Source organism: Chitinophaga terrae (ex Kim and Jung 2007), from assembly GCF_900107795.1.
Lineage (GTDB): Bacteria > Bacteroidota > Bacteroidia > Chitinophagales > Chitinophagaceae > Chitinophaga > Chitinophaga terrae.
Map to the genome: position 1 here is coordinate 111814 of NZ_FNRL01000003.1, position 17769 is coordinate 129582.

Annotated in this window: 13 protein-coding genes and 2 tRNA genes; 5 read left to right on the forward strand and 10 right to left on the reverse strand. The window is 46.2% G+C overall.

The window, feature by feature from the left end; translation table 11 throughout:
• Window positions 1-197: 197 nt before the first annotated feature.
• A complete protein-coding gene (locus BLV62_RS04395) occupies window positions 198-1514 on the reverse strand; it encodes a 4Fe-4S dicluster domain-containing protein (protein WP_089759095.1) in 1317 nt (438 codons plus the stop codon).
• 125 nt (window positions 1515-1639) lie between these two features.
• On the opposite strand from BLV62_RS04395, the gene BLV62_RS04400 reads away from it, so the two are divergent.
• Window positions 1640-2137 (forward strand): phosphoribosyltransferase family protein, encoded by a 498-nt coding sequence (locus BLV62_RS04400; RefSeq protein ID WP_089759097.1) that lies wholly within the window; start codon window positions 1640-1642, stop codon window positions 2135-2137.
• Here BLV62_RS04400 and BLV62_RS04405 read toward each other — a convergent pair whose 3' ends face one another.
• The gene (locus tag BLV62_RS04405) at window positions 2138-3079 is read right to left on the reverse strand and encodes a DUF2279 domain-containing protein (protein ID WP_089759099.1); all 942 of its coding nucleotides are present in this window, start codon (window positions 3077-3079) and stop codon (window positions 2138-2140) included.
• A gap of 61 nt (window positions 3080-3140) precedes the next feature.
• Window positions 3141-4865 (reverse strand): phospho-sugar mutase, encoded by a 1725-nt coding sequence (locus BLV62_RS04410; RefSeq protein WP_089759397.1) that lies wholly within the window; start codon window positions 4863-4865, stop codon window positions 3141-3143.
• 126 nt (window positions 4866-4991) lie between these two features.
• On the opposite strand from BLV62_RS04410, the gene BLV62_RS04415 reads away from it, so the two are divergent.
• Window positions 4992-5645 carry a protein-L-isoaspartate(D-aspartate) O-methyltransferase gene (locus tag BLV62_RS04415; protein ID WP_089759101.1) on the forward strand — a complete coding sequence of 218 codons (654 nt, stop codon included), beginning with the start codon at window positions 4992-4994 and terminating at the stop codon, window positions 5643-5645.
• 64 nt (window positions 5646-5709) lie between these two features.
• Here the strand turns inward: BLV62_RS04415 and BLV62_RS04420 are convergent, their stop codons facing one another.
• The 6 genes from BLV62_RS04420 to BLV62_RS04445 form a co-directional block, all read right to left on the reverse strand.
• Window positions 5710-8190 carry a TonB-dependent receptor gene (locus BLV62_RS04420; protein WP_089759103.1) on the reverse strand — a complete coding sequence of 827 codons (2481 nt, stop codon included), beginning with the start codon at window positions 8188-8190 and terminating at the stop codon, window positions 5710-5712.
• Window positions 8191-8360: 170 nt separating this feature from the next.
• Window positions 8361-10919 (reverse strand): TonB-dependent receptor, encoded by a 2559-nt coding sequence (locus tag BLV62_RS04425; RefSeq protein WP_089759105.1) that lies wholly within the window; start codon window positions 10917-10919, stop codon window positions 8361-8363.
• 161 nt (window positions 10920-11080) lie between these two features.
• Window positions 11081-11635 carry a DUF445 domain-containing protein gene (locus tag BLV62_RS04430; protein WP_089759107.1) on the reverse strand — a complete coding sequence of 185 codons (555 nt, stop codon included), beginning with the start codon at window positions 11633-11635 and terminating at the stop codon, window positions 11081-11083.
• A 51-nt stretch (window positions 11636-11686) separates the two neighbouring features.
• A complete protein-coding gene (locus BLV62_RS04435; RefSeq protein WP_089759109.1) occupies window positions 11687-12301 on the reverse strand; it encodes a ribonuclease H1 domain-containing protein in 615 nt (204 codons plus the stop codon).
• 111 nt (window positions 12302-12412) lie between these two features.
• Window positions 12413-12486 (reverse strand) — tRNA-His (locus BLV62_RS04440).
• A 238-nt stretch (window positions 12487-12724) separates the two neighbouring features.
• Window positions 12725-12798, reverse strand: a tRNA-His gene (locus tag BLV62_RS04445).
• 422 nt (window positions 12799-13220) lie between these two features.
• On the opposite strand from BLV62_RS04445, the gene BLV62_RS04450 reads away from it, so the two are divergent.
• Window positions 13221-14426 carry a hypothetical protein gene (locus BLV62_RS04450; protein ID WP_089759111.1) on the forward strand — a complete coding sequence of 402 codons (1206 nt, stop codon included), beginning with the start codon at window positions 13221-13223 and terminating at the stop codon, window positions 14424-14426.
• Between the two features lie 118 nt (window positions 14427-14544).
• Complete coding sequence (locus tag BLV62_RS04455) at window positions 14545-15087, forward strand: hypothetical protein (protein WP_089759399.1); 543 nt, start codon at window positions 14545-14547, stop codon at window positions 15085-15087.
• On the opposite strand, the gene BLV62_RS04460 is transcribed toward BLV62_RS04455, so the two are convergent.
• The gene (locus tag BLV62_RS04460) at window positions 15084-16073 is read right to left on the reverse strand and encodes a lipase family protein (protein WP_168927729.1); all 990 of its coding nucleotides are present in this window, start codon (window positions 16071-16073) and stop codon (window positions 15084-15086) included. The genes BLV62_RS04455 and BLV62_RS04460 overlap by 4 nt on opposite strands.
• Before the next feature lie 227 nt (window positions 16074-16300).
• Between BLV62_RS04460 and aspA the strand changes: the two genes are divergently transcribed.
• Window positions 16301-17707 carry an aspartate ammonia-lyase gene (aspA, locus tag BLV62_RS04465; protein ID WP_089759115.1) on the forward strand — a complete coding sequence of 469 codons (1407 nt, stop codon included), beginning with the start codon at window positions 16301-16303 and terminating at the stop codon, window positions 17705-17707.
• Window positions 17708-17769: the final 62 nt, after the last annotated feature.

Below are 17769 nucleotides of genomic sequence, written 5' to 3' on the forward strand. Positions count from 1 at the left end.
AAGAAGCAAAGAAGCAAAGAAGCAAAGAGCGCAAAGAATTTTGTTTTAAGAAAAATAAGAAAGCAAAGAAGGGAAGATTGTGTTATTGTTATATAACATAATCTTCCCTTCTTTGCTTCTTAAAGTCCGCTTCGGTCCAAAAATTCTTTGCGCTCTTTGCTTCTTTGCTTCTTTGCGTGAAACTCCTCTGCGTGCAACTACTCGCGAGTCCATTTGTCGCGGTCGTCCATACTGAATTTCCAGGGGGCCATATTGTTTTCGATGTTGCTGAACATATTGGTCCATTCACCGGGAGCGCTGGAGGCTTCCATTACGAGGTAGCGGCGTAGTTGCAGGATGATATCCAATGGGCTGATGCTTACCGGGCATTCTTCCACGCAGGCGTTGCAGGTAGTGCATGCCCGGAGTTCTTCTTCGGAGATATAATCGTGCAGCAAAGTTTTCTGATCATCCACAAATGATCCCTTGTTGGCCTGGATGTTTTTACCTACTTCAGTGGCGCGGTCGCGGGTATCCATCATGATCTTGCGGGGAGAGAGCTTTTTACCTGTCATGTTAGCCGGACAGGCGGCGCTACATCTTCCGCATTCCGTACAGGCATATGCATCCAGCAGGTTTTTCCAGGTAAGATCTGTAACGTCTTTAGCCCCGAATTTAGGCATGTTTTCGGCTGGCGGAGCGGAAGCGGCTAATTCCGGTTGCAGCATTAACTGCACTTCATGTTGTACCGAAGGCATATTTTCCATTTCACCTTTTGGTAAAAGGCTGGCGTAATAAGCGTTGGGAAAAGCAAGTATGATGTGCAGGTGTTTGGAATATGGAAGGTAGTTCAGGAAAGCCAGTATGCCTGCAATGTGCAGCCACCAGCAGGTACGTTCTATACCTGTTAATGCGCCTTCAGACAGGCCGCTGAACATGGGAGCAAACATCCCTGAAACAGCGAAATTGCCGGTAGGGAGGTAGTGCGCAGCGCCTTTTGCCTGCAATGCCAGGTCGGCAGTGTTCATGGTCAGGAAAAGAAGCATCAGTGTAATTTCCGTGATCAGGATATAGTTGGCGTCTGATCTTGGCCAGCCATCCAGGTCCCTGCTGCGGAAACGATAGAGTTTCAGGATATTTCTCCGGATGAGGAAAACAGCGCAGGCCAGGATAACGGTAACGGCTAACACTTCAAATATGCTGATAAATACAGGATATGCACTGCCCATGAAAGGAGCGAACAGCCGGTGAGTACCCAGAACCCCGTCGAGGATGATCTCCAGGATCTCCAGGTTAATGATGATGAACCCCGCATAAACGAAGAAATGCAGTACTGCAACGAGGGGATTGCGGAACATTTTTTTCTGTCCGAAGGCCAGCAGCAATACGTTCTTCCATCGTTTCTCAGGGTGGTCGTTCAGTTCCTGATCCCTTCCCAGCCGGATGTTCTTCCATATTTGGCGGGCATTCTTCGTGAAAAGGTATACCGCAGCTCCAAACAGGACCACGAATAGTAATTCTTGTAAAATATGCATTATCCCAGATTTGACTCCCTAATTTATGCCTTTTTTGGCTATCGGCCTTTAAGAGCAATCAGATAGGTAGATTTTTTTCTGTTATCTGAAATCGAACTAATACCTAAAACCTTATTTTTGCAGGTATGGAAAGCAGGAACATCATACTTACAAAAGATATTATTCAGAAGAAGCTGGAGCGTATCGCTTATGAGATATATGAGCTGAACAGCGACGGAACTGAGATCATTTTAGCCGGCATCTGGGATAGGGGAGTGATCATCGCTCATAAAATTGCCGCTATCCTGGCGCAGATCTCCCCGCTGAAAACGCGCATCATCGAGCTCCGACTGGATAAGCAGCATCCGAAGGAAGTAGTTGTTTCCGAGAACATCGACTTTAACGATAAGGTGATCGTAGTAGTGGACGATGTGGCTAACTCCGGCCGTACCATGTTGTATGCCCTGAAACCATTCCTGGATTATCTTCCTAAAAAGATCCAGACTGCCGTACTGGTAGACCGCAAACATAAATCCTTCCCGCTGTCTGTCGACTTCGTCGGCTATTCTCTCGCCACCACCCTGCAGGATATGGTGCTGGTGGAAATGAACGGAGAAGAGATCGTTTCTGCGTATTTCGATTGATCAGAACATTAAGGCATGTACTTTTACTTCTCCCGCCCCGTTTATTTCAAGGGCAGGAGCCGGTACCTTTATCATATTTAATACCTGGAACAGTACTTTTACGCCCTTTTTATGGGTTTTGATGCGGGTAAAATCAAGATCGGGAGAAAGGTAAAACTGCCTGGTACGCCGGATGTTGCTGAAATCCCTTTCGATGCCGTGAGTATCCGTCCAGTAATTATCCCGGCCCCCGAACATCCCTTTAGCCCCGTAGCCCACAGCTACGTTCAGCCAGGCCGGCCATTTACTGTTACGGGCAAACGAATGTATGTTCACTGATACCCAGTAAGTCTGGCTGTTATAATCTTTCAACACCCTTTCCATGAATGTATTGCCAAATAGCTCGGTTGCTTTCTCGCGCAGCACGGGGTCTGAGTAAGTGCGTGGATAAGCGGAAAACTTCAGTTGTATCCGCTGCTCATTCCATAGCAGTTCCTGGCTGATTAGCAGGCTGGAACCCAGTGCATTGGCGCCCATATCCCCCCAGGAGAAGCCCCATTTGGAAGAATAGCCGTCCAGCACTTCAATAACAGATTGATAGGCGAAGCCACTCAGGCCGCCGATCCACACCTGCTTTTTCCGGGGCAGCCCAGACCAGCGCCATAGTTCACGGCTGTATTTTCCTATCATGTAAGCGCTGAACACATGGCCGGCTTTATCCATCTGCAGCCACTCTTCCATGTCGTTGAAAAAATGGAATTTCTCGTGCGGGTAGCCTTTGTACCAGGCAGAATTAAGGGCGGCCAGGCTGGAGCCATAAAGCGCCAGGGCGGTACCGCTTAATATCCAGATATTCCTTGGAGAGGTAGTATCAGGTATAGAAAAGAATGGCCCAGGTTTTTGAGCGTTGCTTCGATAGCACAGGAGAAGTACCAGGGTTAGCAGAAGCAGCTTTTTTTGCATAGAAGTGGTTGATAAAAAGGCCGGCTGACCGGGAATCTTCGGTCAGCCGCCTGATGCTGGATTATTTCAGCTTCATATCTTCAATGATGCCGCTGATCTTTTTATCTAAATCCGCAGTTACTTTATCAAACTCGCTGGCCTGTGCCAATGGTTCATTAACGCTGAAATAGAATTTAATCTTCGGTTCAGTACCGGAAGGTCGTGCAGAGATCTTGCTGCCATCAGCCAGCAGGAATTGCAGAACGTTGGACTTTGGCAGATCCAGCGCCTTGATATCCCCGGTCTTAATATCCTTTATCTGTTGCAATTGATAATCGTAGATAGTCACCACCTCAGATCCGTTGATCACGGTAGGAGGGTTGTCGCGGTACCCGCGCATCATTTCGGCTATTTCTTCTGCGCCTTTCATACCTTTCTTGGTAAGCGACAGCAGGCTTTCCTTGTAATAGCCGTAACGAACGTAGATATCGAGCAGCTGCTCGAACAGCGTTTTACCTTCGTTGCGGGCAAAAGCGGCCATTTCGCAGATCATAGCTACAGCGGAAATAGCGTCTTTATCCCTTACTTTGTCACCTATCATGTAGCCGTAAGATTCTTCCCCGCCACAGATAAAATGTTCTTTAGGCTCCAGGCGCCGGATCATGTCTGCAATCCATTTAAACCCTGTTAGCACATTATAGCAAGGCATTTCGTTCCTGGCAGCAAATACGTCTATCAGGTCGGAAGTTACCACTGTTTTTGCAATGAAGTCGTTAGGTTTGGACAGGCCTTTGGCTTTACGTTGTTCAACGATATAGTTAAACAGCAATACGCCTGTCTGGTTGCCATTCAGCAATATCCATTCGCCTTTCTGGTCTTTCACGGCAATGCCTACACGGTCGGCGTCCGGGTCGGTACCCAGGAGGATATCGGCATCCAGCTCTTTGGCTTTTTTAAGGCCAAGGCTCATAGCTTCCGATTCTTCCGGGTTAGGATAAACCACGGTAGGGAAGTTGCCATCCGGGGTCGCCTGTTCTTCTACAATGGTTACATTGGTGAAGCCCATTTTCTGCAATACCGCAGGCACCTGTGTGATCCCGGTACCATGGATTGGCGTATATACGATCTTCAGATCATGTTGTTTTTTGTTGATATCAGGGTTGATAGATAAGTTCACTACCTCGTTCTGGTAAGCTTCATCTATTTCCTTCCCGATCAGCGTAATATTAGCCTCGCCGCCAGACCACTTTACATCGTCGGGCGTAGTGATCTTTTCCACTTCACGGATAACATTGACGTCGTGCGGCGGCACCAGTTGGGCGCCATCATTCCAGTACGCTTTGTAACCGCTGTATTCCTTAGGGTTATGGCTGGCGGTAAGTACCACGCCGCCATTACATTGCAGGTACCTGATAGCAAAAGACAGCTCAGGGGTAGGACGCAGGCTTTCAAAAAGAAATACTTTAATACCATTGGCGGCAAATACATTCGCCACGGTTTCAGCAAAGAAACGGGCGTTGTTCCGGCTGTCGTGGGCAATTGCCACTTTCACCTCTCCGCTGAACGCTTTTTTCAGGTAGTTGGCAAAACCCTGGGTAGCCATGCCTACCGTATATTTGTTCATACGGTTGGTGCCTACTCCCATGATCCCCCTGAGACCACCGGTACCAAATTCGAGGTTACGATAGAAAGCGTCTGTAAGTTCGTCGGGGTTTGTCTCCTGTAATTTCTTTATCGTGGCAACGGTTTCAGCATCATAATTTCCGTTTAGCCATTGGTCTACTTTGTTCTGAATATTTGTATCCATGGTTTTATTTTTGGGCACCCTAAATGCTTAAATGGATTGTAAAGTAAAAATAAAAAACTGAATGTGTAAAATCGACCCCCTCAAAAATTGATTAAAAATCACAGTTAATAAGTTAATTTTGCGGCTATGAGGCGGTATGAAGATACTTATAAACAAAAAGGATTACGCAAACAATTAGTGGATAATATCCGTCAGAAGGGCATTACAGACGAAAACGTACTGGCGGCTATCGGCAATATTCCCAGGCATTATTTCCTTGATACAGCTTTTGAAAGTATAGCGTACGACGACCGGGCTTTCCCCATCGGTGAAGGCCAAACTATATCTCAACCCTATACTGTAGCCTATCAGACACAACTGCTGGAAGTAAAGCCTTACGAAAAAGTGCTGGAGATCGGCACTGGCAGCGCCTACCAGGCTTGCGTACTGGCCGAACTGAAGGCCAATGTTTTCACCATCGAACGCCAGCGAAGGTTGTTCGACCAGGTTAAAACCCTTCCATTCAAGTCTCAATACCCTAATATCCGGTTCTTTTATGGCGACGGCTATGAAGGACTGGCCACTTATGCCCCTTTCGATAAAGTACTGGTAACGGCGGCAGCCCCGCAAATCCCTGAAAAGCTGGTACAGCAGCTGAAAATAGGCGGCAAAATGGTCATCCCGGTTGGCGGACAGGACGTGCAGCGTATGCTCCGGATCACCAAAGTAAGCGATACTGAAACAGAGCAGGAATTATTCGACAATTTCTCCTTCGTGCCTATGCTGGCCGGCAGGAAATAGAATATAATATAAAGAGAAAGGACTCCTGCTACCAGGTAGAGGAGTCCTTTCTCTTTTGTAATACTTATAAACGGCCTTCGGTACGGGGCTTTTCTTTCTCTTCGTCTTTATTCTCTTTTTCTTCCTCTTCCTGTCCTTTTTTCTTCTTGTTAAACATATTCGGGTCCATTTTCCCAAACCTGTAGCGTACGCTCAGGCGAACAAACCGGGTAACCCGCTTGCGGTTATAATCCTGGATAAAGGTAGGCGTTTCGTAGTGCGAACTGAACTGCTGGCTGTTGAGCAGGTCTGATACGTTTACCGTTACATTCAGCTTCCTTTTCAGGAAGTCTTTGCTTACGCCCATATCAATCCCGTTCATGGCCTTGAATGTACCCTGCGGCTGTATGCGCGGCGAACGGAAATGACCGCCTATCTGTATATTCAGGTTAGCCGGCAGCCTGAATTGGGTATTGCCATTCAATCCATAGCTGAAATTCTCGTTGTTGGTGATCACGCTGGTAAGCCTGTTGTATTCGATGTTCAGGTTGGCCCAGACTTTCCACCATTTATAAATGTTCAGGCTATACGAAATATTTCCGCCGCTGTTCTGTTGTGTGGCCAAATTCTGCGGCTTCGTGGTAGTAATGCCTGATTTCGGGTCCAGGACGCTGATCCTGTCGATATTATCGTTGGTTTGCGAGTAATAGGTGCTGATGCTGAGATAATCCCTGGTTTTAGGGTAGTATACAGAATAGCTTACCTCGAACTTCTTGGACAGCGCCGGTTGCAACTCGGGGTTCCCCATACGGATGTTCTGCGGATCCGAGTTGTTGATATAAGGCAAAAGCTGGTCAAAGTTCGGCCTGTCTATCCTGGTAGCGAAGTTAAACACCAGGCTTTGGTTCTGGTTCTTGGGAAAATTATATTTCAGGAATACGCTTGGGAACAGGTTGAAAAAACGATTGTTCACAGAAGTATCTTTCGTATAGGAGTAACCGTTCAGGTGCGATTGCTCCGCCCTTACGCCTACCTGGTAGCCCAGGTTGCCGATTGCGTTTGCAAAATTGATGTAGGCGGAATGAATGTCTTCTTCATAACTGTACTTGTTGGAAAGCGAATTACTTACTACATAATCCGGGATGCTCCAGTTATATAAAGCTGCAATATAGTCGTTGTCTATATGCCGGAAGGTAGAACGCAAACCTGCTTCCAGTTTACCTTTTTTACCCATCGGGCTGGTGAAGTCTGACTGTATGTTCCAGAACCTGTTGCCATTATCGCCGGTATTATGCTGCTGATCAGGGTTGGGTATAGTGTCTACGTTCATGTACTTGTTCAGCGTATAATAATCGCTGAAATTATCGCCGCTGTTCTTGCTGTAAGACGCATAAGCCGTCAGCTCCTGGTTCTCTTTTTTGAAAGTATGTTTATAGTTGATATTGGTGTTGTAGTTCGACCAGTTGTTATGACTTCCGTTATTCCTGTTTCCTTCACGTACGGGAACGTTATGCTGATCCAGGTACTCAAGGTCCATATGGTCTTCTCCATTGCCGCCACCCAGGGCCATGCCCTGCGAGAAGGTGAAGGTGTTATTATCATCCAGGAAATAATCGAAACCGAGCCGTGCACCATGCCTGCGGCCAATATTCTCGTTCCTGCTGCTCTGCGTGAAATACCAGGTATTGGTAGTATCGCCAACCAGGTTTTTACGGGTGCTCATACCGCTGCCGCGGGTTTGGTCATAGCCGGTATTGTAGCTGCCAAAAATGTTGTAACGACGTATACGCAGGTTGGCATTGACGCTTCCGCCAACTTCGCCGCGGGTGGCGCCATTCGCGCTTACCATCACGTTATAGCCGATAGCTTTATCTTTTTTAAGCACGATGTTAATGATACCTCCGCTTCCGTTAGCCTCGTACTTGGCGGAAGGGTTGGTGATCACTTCAACCCTGTCTACCGTTTCGGCTGGCAGCATTTGCAATGCTGTTTTTACATCGCCGAAGGGAGAAGGTTTGCCGTCTACGAAAATAGTCACCGCCTTGCCTCTCAGGGTCACGTTATCGTCTATATCTACATCAACGCTGGGAATGTTCTTCAGGATGTCGGTACCTGTACCGCCGGCTGCTGTAAGCATGCTGGAGGCGTCAAATACCTGTTTGTCTATCTGCATGGAGAATGCAGGCTTTTCAGCTTTGATCTCTATTTCGTTCAATACTTTGCCTGCGGGCACTAGCCGGAGAGTGCCAACCAGGGTTTGTTTTCCTTCGGTTACCCGTATAGCTTTCTGCAACCTGTCGTAACCCATGAAAGTGACGCGGGTAACATATACGCCGGCGGGGATCTTGGTGAAAGTGAAAATACCGGCTGGATTCGTGTATACGCCGGTTACCATCGATGAGTCTTCCTGCTTAAGCAATACAACAGATGCGTACTCTATAGCCTTACCTGTCGACTCATCTACCACCTTTCCCGTGATCTTCATGGGAGAGGCCGGTTGCGTTTGTGCATAAACGTTAGTAACAACAGCAAACAGCACGAACAGGATGATAAATGAATTTCGCATGCGTGGATTTAGCAACTTTAGATTTCAGTGATACAACAACACTGTAAAAGTACTAGGGAGATGCGTAAATATTAACTAATTATGATGAATGGTAGGTTAAAAAATATGGCCGGCAGAGCGCTTTCCGCTGCTTGCCGGCCATTGGTTTGCATTCACCGAGTTTAGTATGTTTAGAAAGCCTGCATCTGGTCGCCCATCTGCATATCGCCTCCCTGGTCTCTTTTCTTTTTCTTGAAAATGGAAGTATCGAATTTGCCGAACCGGTAGCTGAAGTTCAGCTTCACGATCCTGGATTCGCGTTTCCTGATATAATCCTGTGCAAACGTTGGCGTTTCCTGGTTCAGCTCATACTGGCGGGTATTGAAAATATCTGAAACGCTGAGCGTGAGCGATGCCGCTTTATTCTTCAGGAAGTCTTTACGCACTGCCGCGTCCACTGTGCTGAATCCTTTGATAGTGCCCTGCGCTGAGGAAGGGATCTGGTTGAACCCGCCGCCGCGACCGCCACCGCTGGAAGGCAGTGCAATGGTTGGCGCCTGGTAAGTGGCATTCACCTGGAAAGTGAAGTTGGCAGGCAATTTCAGCTCAGAGTTCAATTTAGCGAACCAGCTGAAACCGCTGTTGTTATAATTCTGCCCGTTGGTATTTACCTTCAGATCGGTCTGATACAAATTCACGTTTGTGGTAACAGACCAGATCTTGGCTATCTGGTTTTTCATCGTCAATTCAGCGCCGTAGGAATTGCTCCTGTTGGCGTTGATATACTGCGTCAGCAACGTATCTGCACCGATCTGCGTACTGATGGTAGAGATCATATTGTTTGTATTCCTGAAATATACGCTACCGAGGAAATTGCTGTTGGTCCAGTTCTTCACATAAGACAACTCAAAGCTGTTGGTATACTCAGGTTTCAGGTTAGGATTTCCTTCCCGTTGGTTCTGCGGATCGCTGTAGTCGCGGTACGGTATTAACTGGAAGAAATTAGGCCTGTTTACCCTTCTCGAATAATTCAACTGCAACTCCTGGTCTTTTTTCAGTTTTTGAGAAAGGAAGATGCTGGGGAAGAAGCCTGGTACTGCTTTGGTGGGTTTATACTTGGCGCCTTCATTTTCGCCTGCATAAACATATTGCTCTACCCTTAAACCTGCCTGGTAGCCGAAGTTGCCGATGGTGTTCGCAAAATTGGCGTAGCCTGCATAGATCTCTTCGTTATACTTATAGTTTGTAGAAAGCATGGTGTTCGGAACGAACGAACCTGTCAGGGTGTCTTTATCCTGTACGTCGTAAATGCTGCTGTACCGGCGGATGGTAGCTTTCGCGCCCAGTTCCAGTTTCCCGTTCTTGCCAATAGGATCAGTATAATCTGTTTGTATGGTCAGGAAAGTGGTTTTGCCATCGGTATTGTTCTGTTGCAGCAGCGGCTGGCCAAGGGCGATGCCGCCCGGCGATAAAGCCTGCGTGATATATTCGCCGTTCCGCGTGTTGGTGCTTTTGTTATAGTTGAAGTCAGCTGTCCACTCCTTGTTCGGTTTCGCGTAGGTATGACGGAAACCGAGAACGGTAGTATAGTTGCGGAACCCGAATTTGCTGTTGTTGATACGATCGCTTTGGCTGGTAACGCTTTTATGCGCATCAGAAAAAACGCTGAGCAGATCTTCATAGTTTTTGAAGTCGCCTCCGCCTATGTTCTGTGCAACAGAAATGGTGTTCCTGTTATCGATGCTGTAATCAAGGCCTATCCTTCCAAACTGGAACAGCGGTTTACTTTCCCCGTCGCTGCGTTGGAACAGGTAGTTTGTATCTGCCGTTCCGCTGCGGTAGTTGGCCCTGTTGGTAGTGCCGTTCGACCAGTTTTGGTTGGAGTTGATATTGTAATTGGCAAATACGTTGAATTTACCTTGTTTGATGTTGATGTTTCCACCCCCGTTATACTTGTTTCCGTTGCCTATACCGGCATTAACGGCGCCGTTGAAACCGGCTTTCCTGTTTTTCTTCAGCACGATGTTAAGGATACCCGACATGCCCTCTGCGTCGTATTTCGCACTTGGATTAGTTACCAGTTCTATGCTTTCAATTGCATCTGCAGGGATCTGGTCTAATGTGAGGGTAGAAGGTTTTCCGTCCACGAAAATATTGGGAGAAGCATTTCTTACTGTTACGTTTCCATCCAGGTCTACGTTCACAGAAGGTACGCTTTTCAGTACATCCTGTGCCGTACCGCCAACGCTGGTCAGGTTGCGGTCGACGTTAAAAACTTTTTTATCGATGCCCATGGCGAATGCGCTTTTCTGGCCTGTTACTTCCACGCTCTGCAGCATTTTGGTGTTAGGCTGGATCTTGATATTGCCAAGGTCCTGTTCCATACCCTGTGGAGTTAAAGTAACTTTTTTGAAAAGCGTGGTATAGCCCATGAAGTTGATCCTCACGAGCAATGGTCCGAAAGGAAGGTTTTCCAGGCTGAAGTCACCATTTGGTTTGGTAAGCATGCCGGTAACCAGTGATGAATCCTTTTGTTTTAATACGGCAACGGAAGCGTATTCTATCGGCTTGCCGGTTTGGGCGTCCAGCAACTTGCCGTAAAGATGCCCGATCTGCGGCATATTGGGTCTGCCTTGTTGTCCTTGTGCTGGTCTGTTCTGGCCGGTTGGGGGAGTTTGATTTTGTGCATGGCTGTTAAGCTGCCATAAAAGAAGTCCCGCGAGTAATGTATAGCGTTTTATTATCCTCATGGTGTCATTCCGGACTTATTATCCAATTATGACAAAGGTATCCCCGGTGGGGTATGAATGGTTTATGTTTGTGATGAGTGGAATTATAAGCCGGGGAAATACTCAATTTAAGCGCTAAGAGGTCTTAACAGTCGTTAACAATGAAATGCTGTTAACAGTAGTTAACAATGCAGCAGGGCGCATGCAGCGAGGGTAAGAAGACCTATGATGAAACCGCTGATAGCTCCCAGTAATTCCAGTTGCCTGAATTGAGGTTTTAACCCTTCCCGGACAGTGCTTTGTAAAGTGGCGGATGGAATGTTATTGATCCTGCTGCTGATCATCTTTTTGATGTCCAGTTCTTTTTCCACGTTGCTAATATACTGGTTGATCAGTACAGGAAAAAGTGCATCCAGTTCATTGACGAGGTGCGATTTGATCTGGTTAACGATAGTATCGCCGATAAACATGGAAAGTACGGGCATTGCTTTGGGCAGCCGTTCGCGAAGGAAGCTGTCGAGATGGCTCTCAACCAGTGGAATGAGGTTCTTTATATTTTCCGGGTCGGCCAGTTTGGTTTTAATATCATCGAACGAAAACTGATCTTCCGCCAGCTCGCCCAGCCGGTTTGCAATGACCCCCTGTTGTTTGACCAATCCACGTACGATAAAGGAAACAGCGATTTTATTAATTAACCAGCCTATTAATGCAGCAATAAGGGGAAGAATGAAGATCATCAGGATGAAATTAGTTTGAGCAAAAGTAGGGTATACAAATTTGAAATGAAATTATTTTCTTCCGAAATCGGCAGGGTTTTCTCCCCATTCTTTTGTTTCCCATTTGAGGATAGGGTTGGGGTATTCATTCTCTTTCAGCATATCGGTTGCTTTTTGCAACAGCAGCAGTATAGGTTTGTTTTCTTCTGTAGCTGGCAGGCTGGTGTTGGGTTCTTTATCTTTTACCCATTTGATAGCTGTTAAGCTGTCTGAGTAGATAGGTAGTTGAGGAAGATTATTCTTCCTGCAATATTCCAGGGCCAGTATGATAGCTAAATACTCGCCGATGTTGCCTGTTGCGTTCTTATAGGGGCCGCGGCGGAAAATGACTTCATTGGTCTGGTTATCGATTGCCTGAAATTCCATGTCTTTGGTCACTGTGTTCCAGGCGGCATCCACGGCAATGCTTTCGCGGATAAAGCTGGAGGTTGGAGTTGTAGGGTTATTCCTGTTTTCGTGGTTGACAGAGGGGCCGGCGGCAAACGCTTCCCGGGCGAGGTTCAGGGTAGGAAATGATTTATAAACGGCTCCCGGAAATCCGTCGATCTGCGCCTTACATTCTTCCCAGTTATTAAAAATGCCTGTTTGGCGGCCTTTCCAAACAACATAGAATTTCTGTTTAGACATGATAGCTGTTATTGGGATATGAATTTAACGAAAAGAGGAGAGTGGATAAAAAGAAAAGAGTATAGAAAATGAAAAAGGGCAAAATCTCATGTAAAGATTTTGCCCTTTTAGGGTGACTGAAGGGTCTCGAACCCTCGACCCTCAGAACCACAATCTGATGCTCTAACCAACTGAGCTACAGTCACCGTTTATCCGTTTTCGGGAGTGCAAAGATAATGGAATCTTTCTTCCGGAAAAGTTTTTTTTAAAAAAATTTATAAAAAGACCTGAGGCAAAAATACGGAAGCCGGCGATGGTAAAAAAATAAGTTATGTTCCTATGTTGAGCGGTTAGGGCGGCGGTTTGAGAGGACAACCCGGGGTATAGCAATTGATGTATATATACAAAAAAATAAGGAAAGCTTTTTTGAAGCTTTCCTTTTAGGGTGACTGAAGGGTCTCGAACCCTCGACCCTCAGAACCACAATCTGATGCTCTAACCAACTGAGCTACAGTCACCGTTTGGCCGTTTTCGGGAGTGCAAAGATAAGGGAAAGCATTTTGAAATTCCAAATACTTTCCGAAAAAATTTTTCAGTGGGTTATGTATGGGAATATTTTTTACTGTTTAGGATATACCTGCCCCTTATTCCGGTTGAGCATGGTTGCTGAAAAGTTCACGGTTTCTTTTTACCAGCGGTTTGTCTGCACCCAAAAAATGATTATCTTTGCGGACTTTCCCATTCCATTCCCAAATTACTAACTTATTGATATTCAGCTGAGTGTTTGAAGATAAACATCGGTACAATGTTGGTATTTACCCATTGAACCGGTAGACAGGCAGGAAATGTTAACCAGTGAAGAAAAATTTAACAGAATCCCATCGTTTTTATTTGATTGTTGATATAAAGTGTTTAGAAATTTTTAATTGTATAATGTGTTATGGATCAGCTTAAACTGAAGTTACAGGAGTATTATCAGCGTTACCAACAGATGGATCAGCGGGTGAAGCCTGGAAAGGAGGAGCCTGGGTTTGAGGAGGTGCTGGACATGGAAAGCGACATTTTATCACAGTTTGGTTTGCCTACTTCCAGGCGGTTTGTGCAGATTCTGCACGACTTCGTGCATCATGCACATGTGAATGACCAGCTGCTGGACTATGTTAGCAAGAAATTGCGCACCGCCGCCCGTAAGTATTTGCTGGCCCCGGTGATCTCAGACATTGATCTGTTGGAAGGCGCCAAAGAACAAAAAAGGAGTCCTTACGATGTATTGCCTGAACTGGGTTATCCCGTACAGGATTACGCCTTATTCCTGATAGGAGAATTGTTCTATCGCCGGAACATGACAGCTTCAGACGTGTTGGATGAACTGAAAAAAATGCAACACTTCGATAGCTGGAATGACCTTGCCCTGCTTAGTAAAATGCATAATCACACCACGCATGAACTCTACGCAAAGCTTAAAAAACAAGAGTTGCGGTTCGTGGATGATTTCATTCAATATGCCCATAAGCAGGCGGCATCCAAACTGGTGAACAAACGCGCTACCCCGCTGGAAGAAGGATATACGCCTAATTATAAAACGATCACCAAAGTCCAGGTAGAAGACATCATCTTCGACGAAAATACCACGCCAAGCCTTTTTGGTAAGATCAAAAGCGGAAGGGGCTATGCCCGCATCACTATCAGCCTTGAATTCTCTGAGCTGAACCAGATATTGATGAGCAGCGATGAGCTGGGAGTAGAGATCAGCAATCATATCAAAAAGAGACTGGCCGCTCCAAACGTGGAAAAGCCAATGGTGATAGATATCCGCGCCGAATTCGGAGATGTGCTGAAACTGGATAACTGCTACCTGGAAGTATACAAACCGCAACACAGGGAAGGAAAAAAATGGGTAGAAGACAAAGACAACTTCTACTTTGTTGACAAGATCCTCTCGAAGAAAGAGTTTGAAAAACGTACCAAGGATGCAGAAGTGAAACGCAAGATCCAGGAATGCCTGGAACTGATAGGCGGCTCCTATGTCTATTATCAACGCCTGCGCCGCTTGGGGATCACAGATGAAGAAGCCAAACTGAGGGCGGGATTGCAGGACGAATTATTATTTAAATTATCTTATTTCCTTAATAAAGTAAAGGAATAGTGCCATCTGAAAGATAGTGAAGGCCGGTCGCGCAGACCGGCCTTTTTTATTTCCATATATCCCTGCACGTTAGTAATTATTTCTTCGGAAAAAGTACTTAAGTTTGGGAGAAAAAGAAATGGAAGAACTATACTTGGGCGTTGGTTCCCGTGTTCAGCATGCTCATTTTGGTCCGGGAGTTATCATACAGGTGAATTATGCACAGTACCGTGTTACCTTCATGGATCACGGCATTAAAATGATTGATAAAACCGATCCGCTCTTCGAAGTACTGGTAGCAGAAAATGTAACCAAAGAAATTGAAACCACTTCGGAAGTTGAAACCTCCCTCCTTAAAATACTTCGCCTCTGGGGCGGCATAACCGAAGTAGTGCCCTTAGGCGATCGCTGGAAGAACGGTACCATGATCCTGCAACCAGGCGATGCCGGCTTAAAGCCTAAAGAGCTGCCTATTGACACCTTCTTTCATAAAATAGTAATGTTACGCGACCGCCTCCGGGTGCTGGAGCAAAACATCAACAGCCATAAGGTGCTGAGTGACGAAGACAAGATCAACCTGCAGCAATACATTACCCGCATATACGGCTCTCTTACCACTTTCAATGTTCTGTTCAAAGAAAAAGAACATTGGTTTGTAGGAGAGAAAAGCGGGAACGATTAAGGTACCTGTACTTTATAGATCTTTTCCAGCTCCCACCTGTAAGCCTGGATGGAGTGATGTATAAATATATTTTTTCCGTCGAAAGGGAACTGCTCTCTATACCCCTCAACCGGGTAAAGGATCACAGGAATGCCTGCCGGCATATAACTATGGCTTTTTACAAAACCAGGCCTTGCATATTCCGGCAGCACTTTCTTTACACGTTTGTACGCAGTTTTTCCCAGTATCCTTTGCATCCTGCGAGAAGCCCGTTTACCCGGCCTGTCGAGGCGCCCGTACATATAGCTCAATACACTGCGTACGGGGAACTTCTGTTTTTTAAGTATTCCCTTTACGTTCATGAAAGGACTGACAGGAGCAAAATCTTTTGTTGTCTGGATGGAGAAAGGCGTTTCAGGTACCCAATCGTCTGCGTTCACTACTCTTAAAGCCCATCCTCCACGGGTGATATAATCAAAATCATATGCATAGTTCAGGTTGCCGGGTTTAGGCGCCGCACTGGCATATGTTTTAAAGGTGATGTCTTTAGGCACCTGGTCGTTATACTCGAAATACGATCGCATCAGTAAGCTGATCACGCCCCCCTGGCTATGCCCGAAAATAATAAAATCGTGTATCCCTTGGCGGTAGTACTGGTTGATCTTCTCTATCATTCCTGGTCCCATTGCTGCAACGGCCAGCATCCAGCCTGCATGTACATATGCCGCGCTGTCTTTTGCCACCCGGTAAGGCACTTTGGTACTATCATTCAGTACTACTGTTCCCTGCGCCGGGATCATGCCTGCATAAAAATTCTCCAGCCAGGAAGTGCCGGTTCCATTGGTACCACGGATAACAATAATGCCTGTACGCTGCTGATAGGTCCAGAGATCCCACCTGTTCTGAAGGCCGCTTTCAGGGGCTCTGTAAACCAACTTGTAATCGGGGGGTAAAACACTTTTAACCTTAGTCCAGGGGGTATCGCCCATTCGCTCTACTAACTTCAACAGATCACTGTATTCGGCTGGGTCAAAATACGGTTTAAGATGTTGTGCCGTTGTTGTGTTGTTTCCAAATAATAATACTACGTAACAAATTAATAAAAAGCGAAACCTCATAGCCAGTGTAATTGCGTAACAAATAAAAGTCTGTCGTATTTCTACCAGATTAAAACAATTCAGTTTGTTTCATTGTTGTAAAAGCGTTTAACTTTCAAGCCTAAATTACTTTAAATATGGCAAAGAGAATCGAACATGATTTCCTGGGTGAGAAAGAAATACCGCAGGACGTCTATTATGGTATTCAAACATTGCGGGCACTTGAGAACTTTCATATCACGGGTATCCCTATGAAAGTCGAACCATTGTTCGTACAGGCGTTAGGCTATGTTAAGAAAGCTGCGGCTATGGCAAACAGGGATTTAGGCGTATTGGATAAAAATATTGCCGAATACATCATCAAGGCAAGCGACAGGGTTATTGCCGGTGAGTTCAACGACCAGTTCCTCACAGACCTGATCCAGGGCGGCGCCGGTACTTCCATTAACATGAATGCCAATGAGGTGATCGCCAATGTGGCCCTGGAAATGATGGGTAAAGAAAAAGGACAGTACGAGTTTTGCCATCCCAATAACCATGTTAACTGTTCCCAATCGACCAACGACGCTTATCCTACCGCTTTCCGTATAGCCCTGATCAATAAACTGACGATTTATAAAGAAATACTGAGCGATCTCGGAAATGCTTTTGCTGCAAAAGGAAAGGAGTTTAAAGATATATTGAAAATGGGCCGCACCCAGCTGCAGGACGCTGTTCCGATGAGCATGGGCGATGAGTTCACCGCTTTTTATACCAATATACATGAAGAAATTGCAAGGGTAGAGGAGAGCAAAAAACTGATCTCCGAGATCAATATGGGCGCTACAGCCATAGGCACCGGCGTTAACGCCCCTAAAGGATATGCTGAACTGGTGACCAGGTACCTGAGAGAGATCACCAACCTGGACCTGCAACTGGCGGGAGATCTGATTGAAGCAACTTACGATACCGGGGCTTATGTCCAGTTATCCGGTGTATTAAAACGTACTGCTGTCAAGATCTCCAAAATTTGTAATGACCTGAGATTGCTGTCGTCGGGTCCCCGTACCGGCTTAAATGAGATTAACCTGCCGCCTATGCAGCCAGGATCTTCTATTATGCCCGGCAAGGTAAACCCGGTGATCCCCGAAGTGGTGAACCAGACAGCTTTCTACGTAATAGGCGCCGACCTTACAGTTACCATGGCGGCAGAAGCAGGACAATTGCAACTGAATGTAATGGAACCTGTCATCGCCTTTTCCCTCTTCACTGCTATCTCTTACATGGGCAATGCCTGCAAAACACTGCAGGATAAATGCGTGGTTGGTATTACTGCCAACGCAGACCGCACGAGAGATATGGTAATGAACAGCATAGGCATCGTAACCCAGTTGAATCCTATTATCGGGTACGAGAAAAGCGCTGCAATTGCCAGGGAAGCGCTGGAAACAGGTAAGTCGGTACACGACCTGGCAGTAAAGGAAAAGAAATGGGTGACCCAGGAAAAGTGGGACGAAGTGTTTACGTTCGATAACCTGATCAAGCCCCAGTTCATCAACAAATAACTATAACAGAACGGGCGGCCGGAAGTTGCCCGTTCTTCCTCCTGTTTATCCTCCGCACCAAA

Bases quoted from the DNA above. Each gene is read 5' to 3' on its own strand.
- BLV62_RS04405 (WP_089759099.1), bottom strand. From the start codon at position 3,079: ATGCAAAAAAAGCTGCTTCTGCTAACCCTGGTACTTCTCCTGTGCTAT.
- BLV62_RS04410 (WP_089759397.1), bottom strand. From the start codon at position 4,865: ATGGATACAAATATTCAGAACAAAGTAGACCAATGGCTAAACGGAAAT.
- BLV62_RS04430 (WP_089759107.1), bottom strand. From the start codon at position 11,635: ATGATCTTCATTCTTCCCCTTATTGCTGCATTAATAGGCTGGTTAATT.
- BLV62_RS04450 (WP_089759111.1), top strand. From the start codon at position 13,221: ATGGATCAGCTTAAACTGAAGTTACAGGAGTATTATCAGCGTTACCAA.
- BLV62_RS04415 (WP_089759101.1), top strand. From the start codon at position 4,992: ATGAGGCGGTATGAAGATACTTATAAACAAAAAGGATTACGCAAACAA.
- BLV62_RS04400 (WP_089759097.1), top strand. From the start codon at position 1,640: ATGGAAAGCAGGAACATCATACTTACAAAAGATATTATTCAGAAGAAG.
- aspA (WP_089759115.1), top strand. From the start codon at position 16,301: ATGGCAAAGAGAATCGAACATGATTTCCTGGGTGAGAAAGAAATACCG.
- BLV62_RS04455 (WP_089759399.1), top strand. From the start codon at position 14,545: ATGGAAGAACTATACTTGGGCGTTGGTTCCCGTGTTCAGCATGCTCAT.
- BLV62_RS04395 (WP_089759095.1), bottom strand. From the start codon at position 1,514: ATGCATATTTTACAAGAATTACTATTCGTGGTCCTGTTTGGAGCTGCG.
- BLV62_RS04435 (WP_089759109.1), bottom strand. From the start codon at position 12,301: ATGTCTAAACAGAAATTCTATGTTGTTTGGAAAGGCCGCCAAACAGGC.
- BLV62_RS04420 (WP_089759103.1), bottom strand. From the start codon at position 8,190: ATGCGAAATTCATTTATCATCCTGTTCGTGCTGTTTGCTGTTGTTACT.
- BLV62_RS04425 (WP_089759105.1), bottom strand. From the start codon at position 10,919: ATGAGGATAATAAAACGCTATACATTACTCGCGGGACTTCTTTTATGG.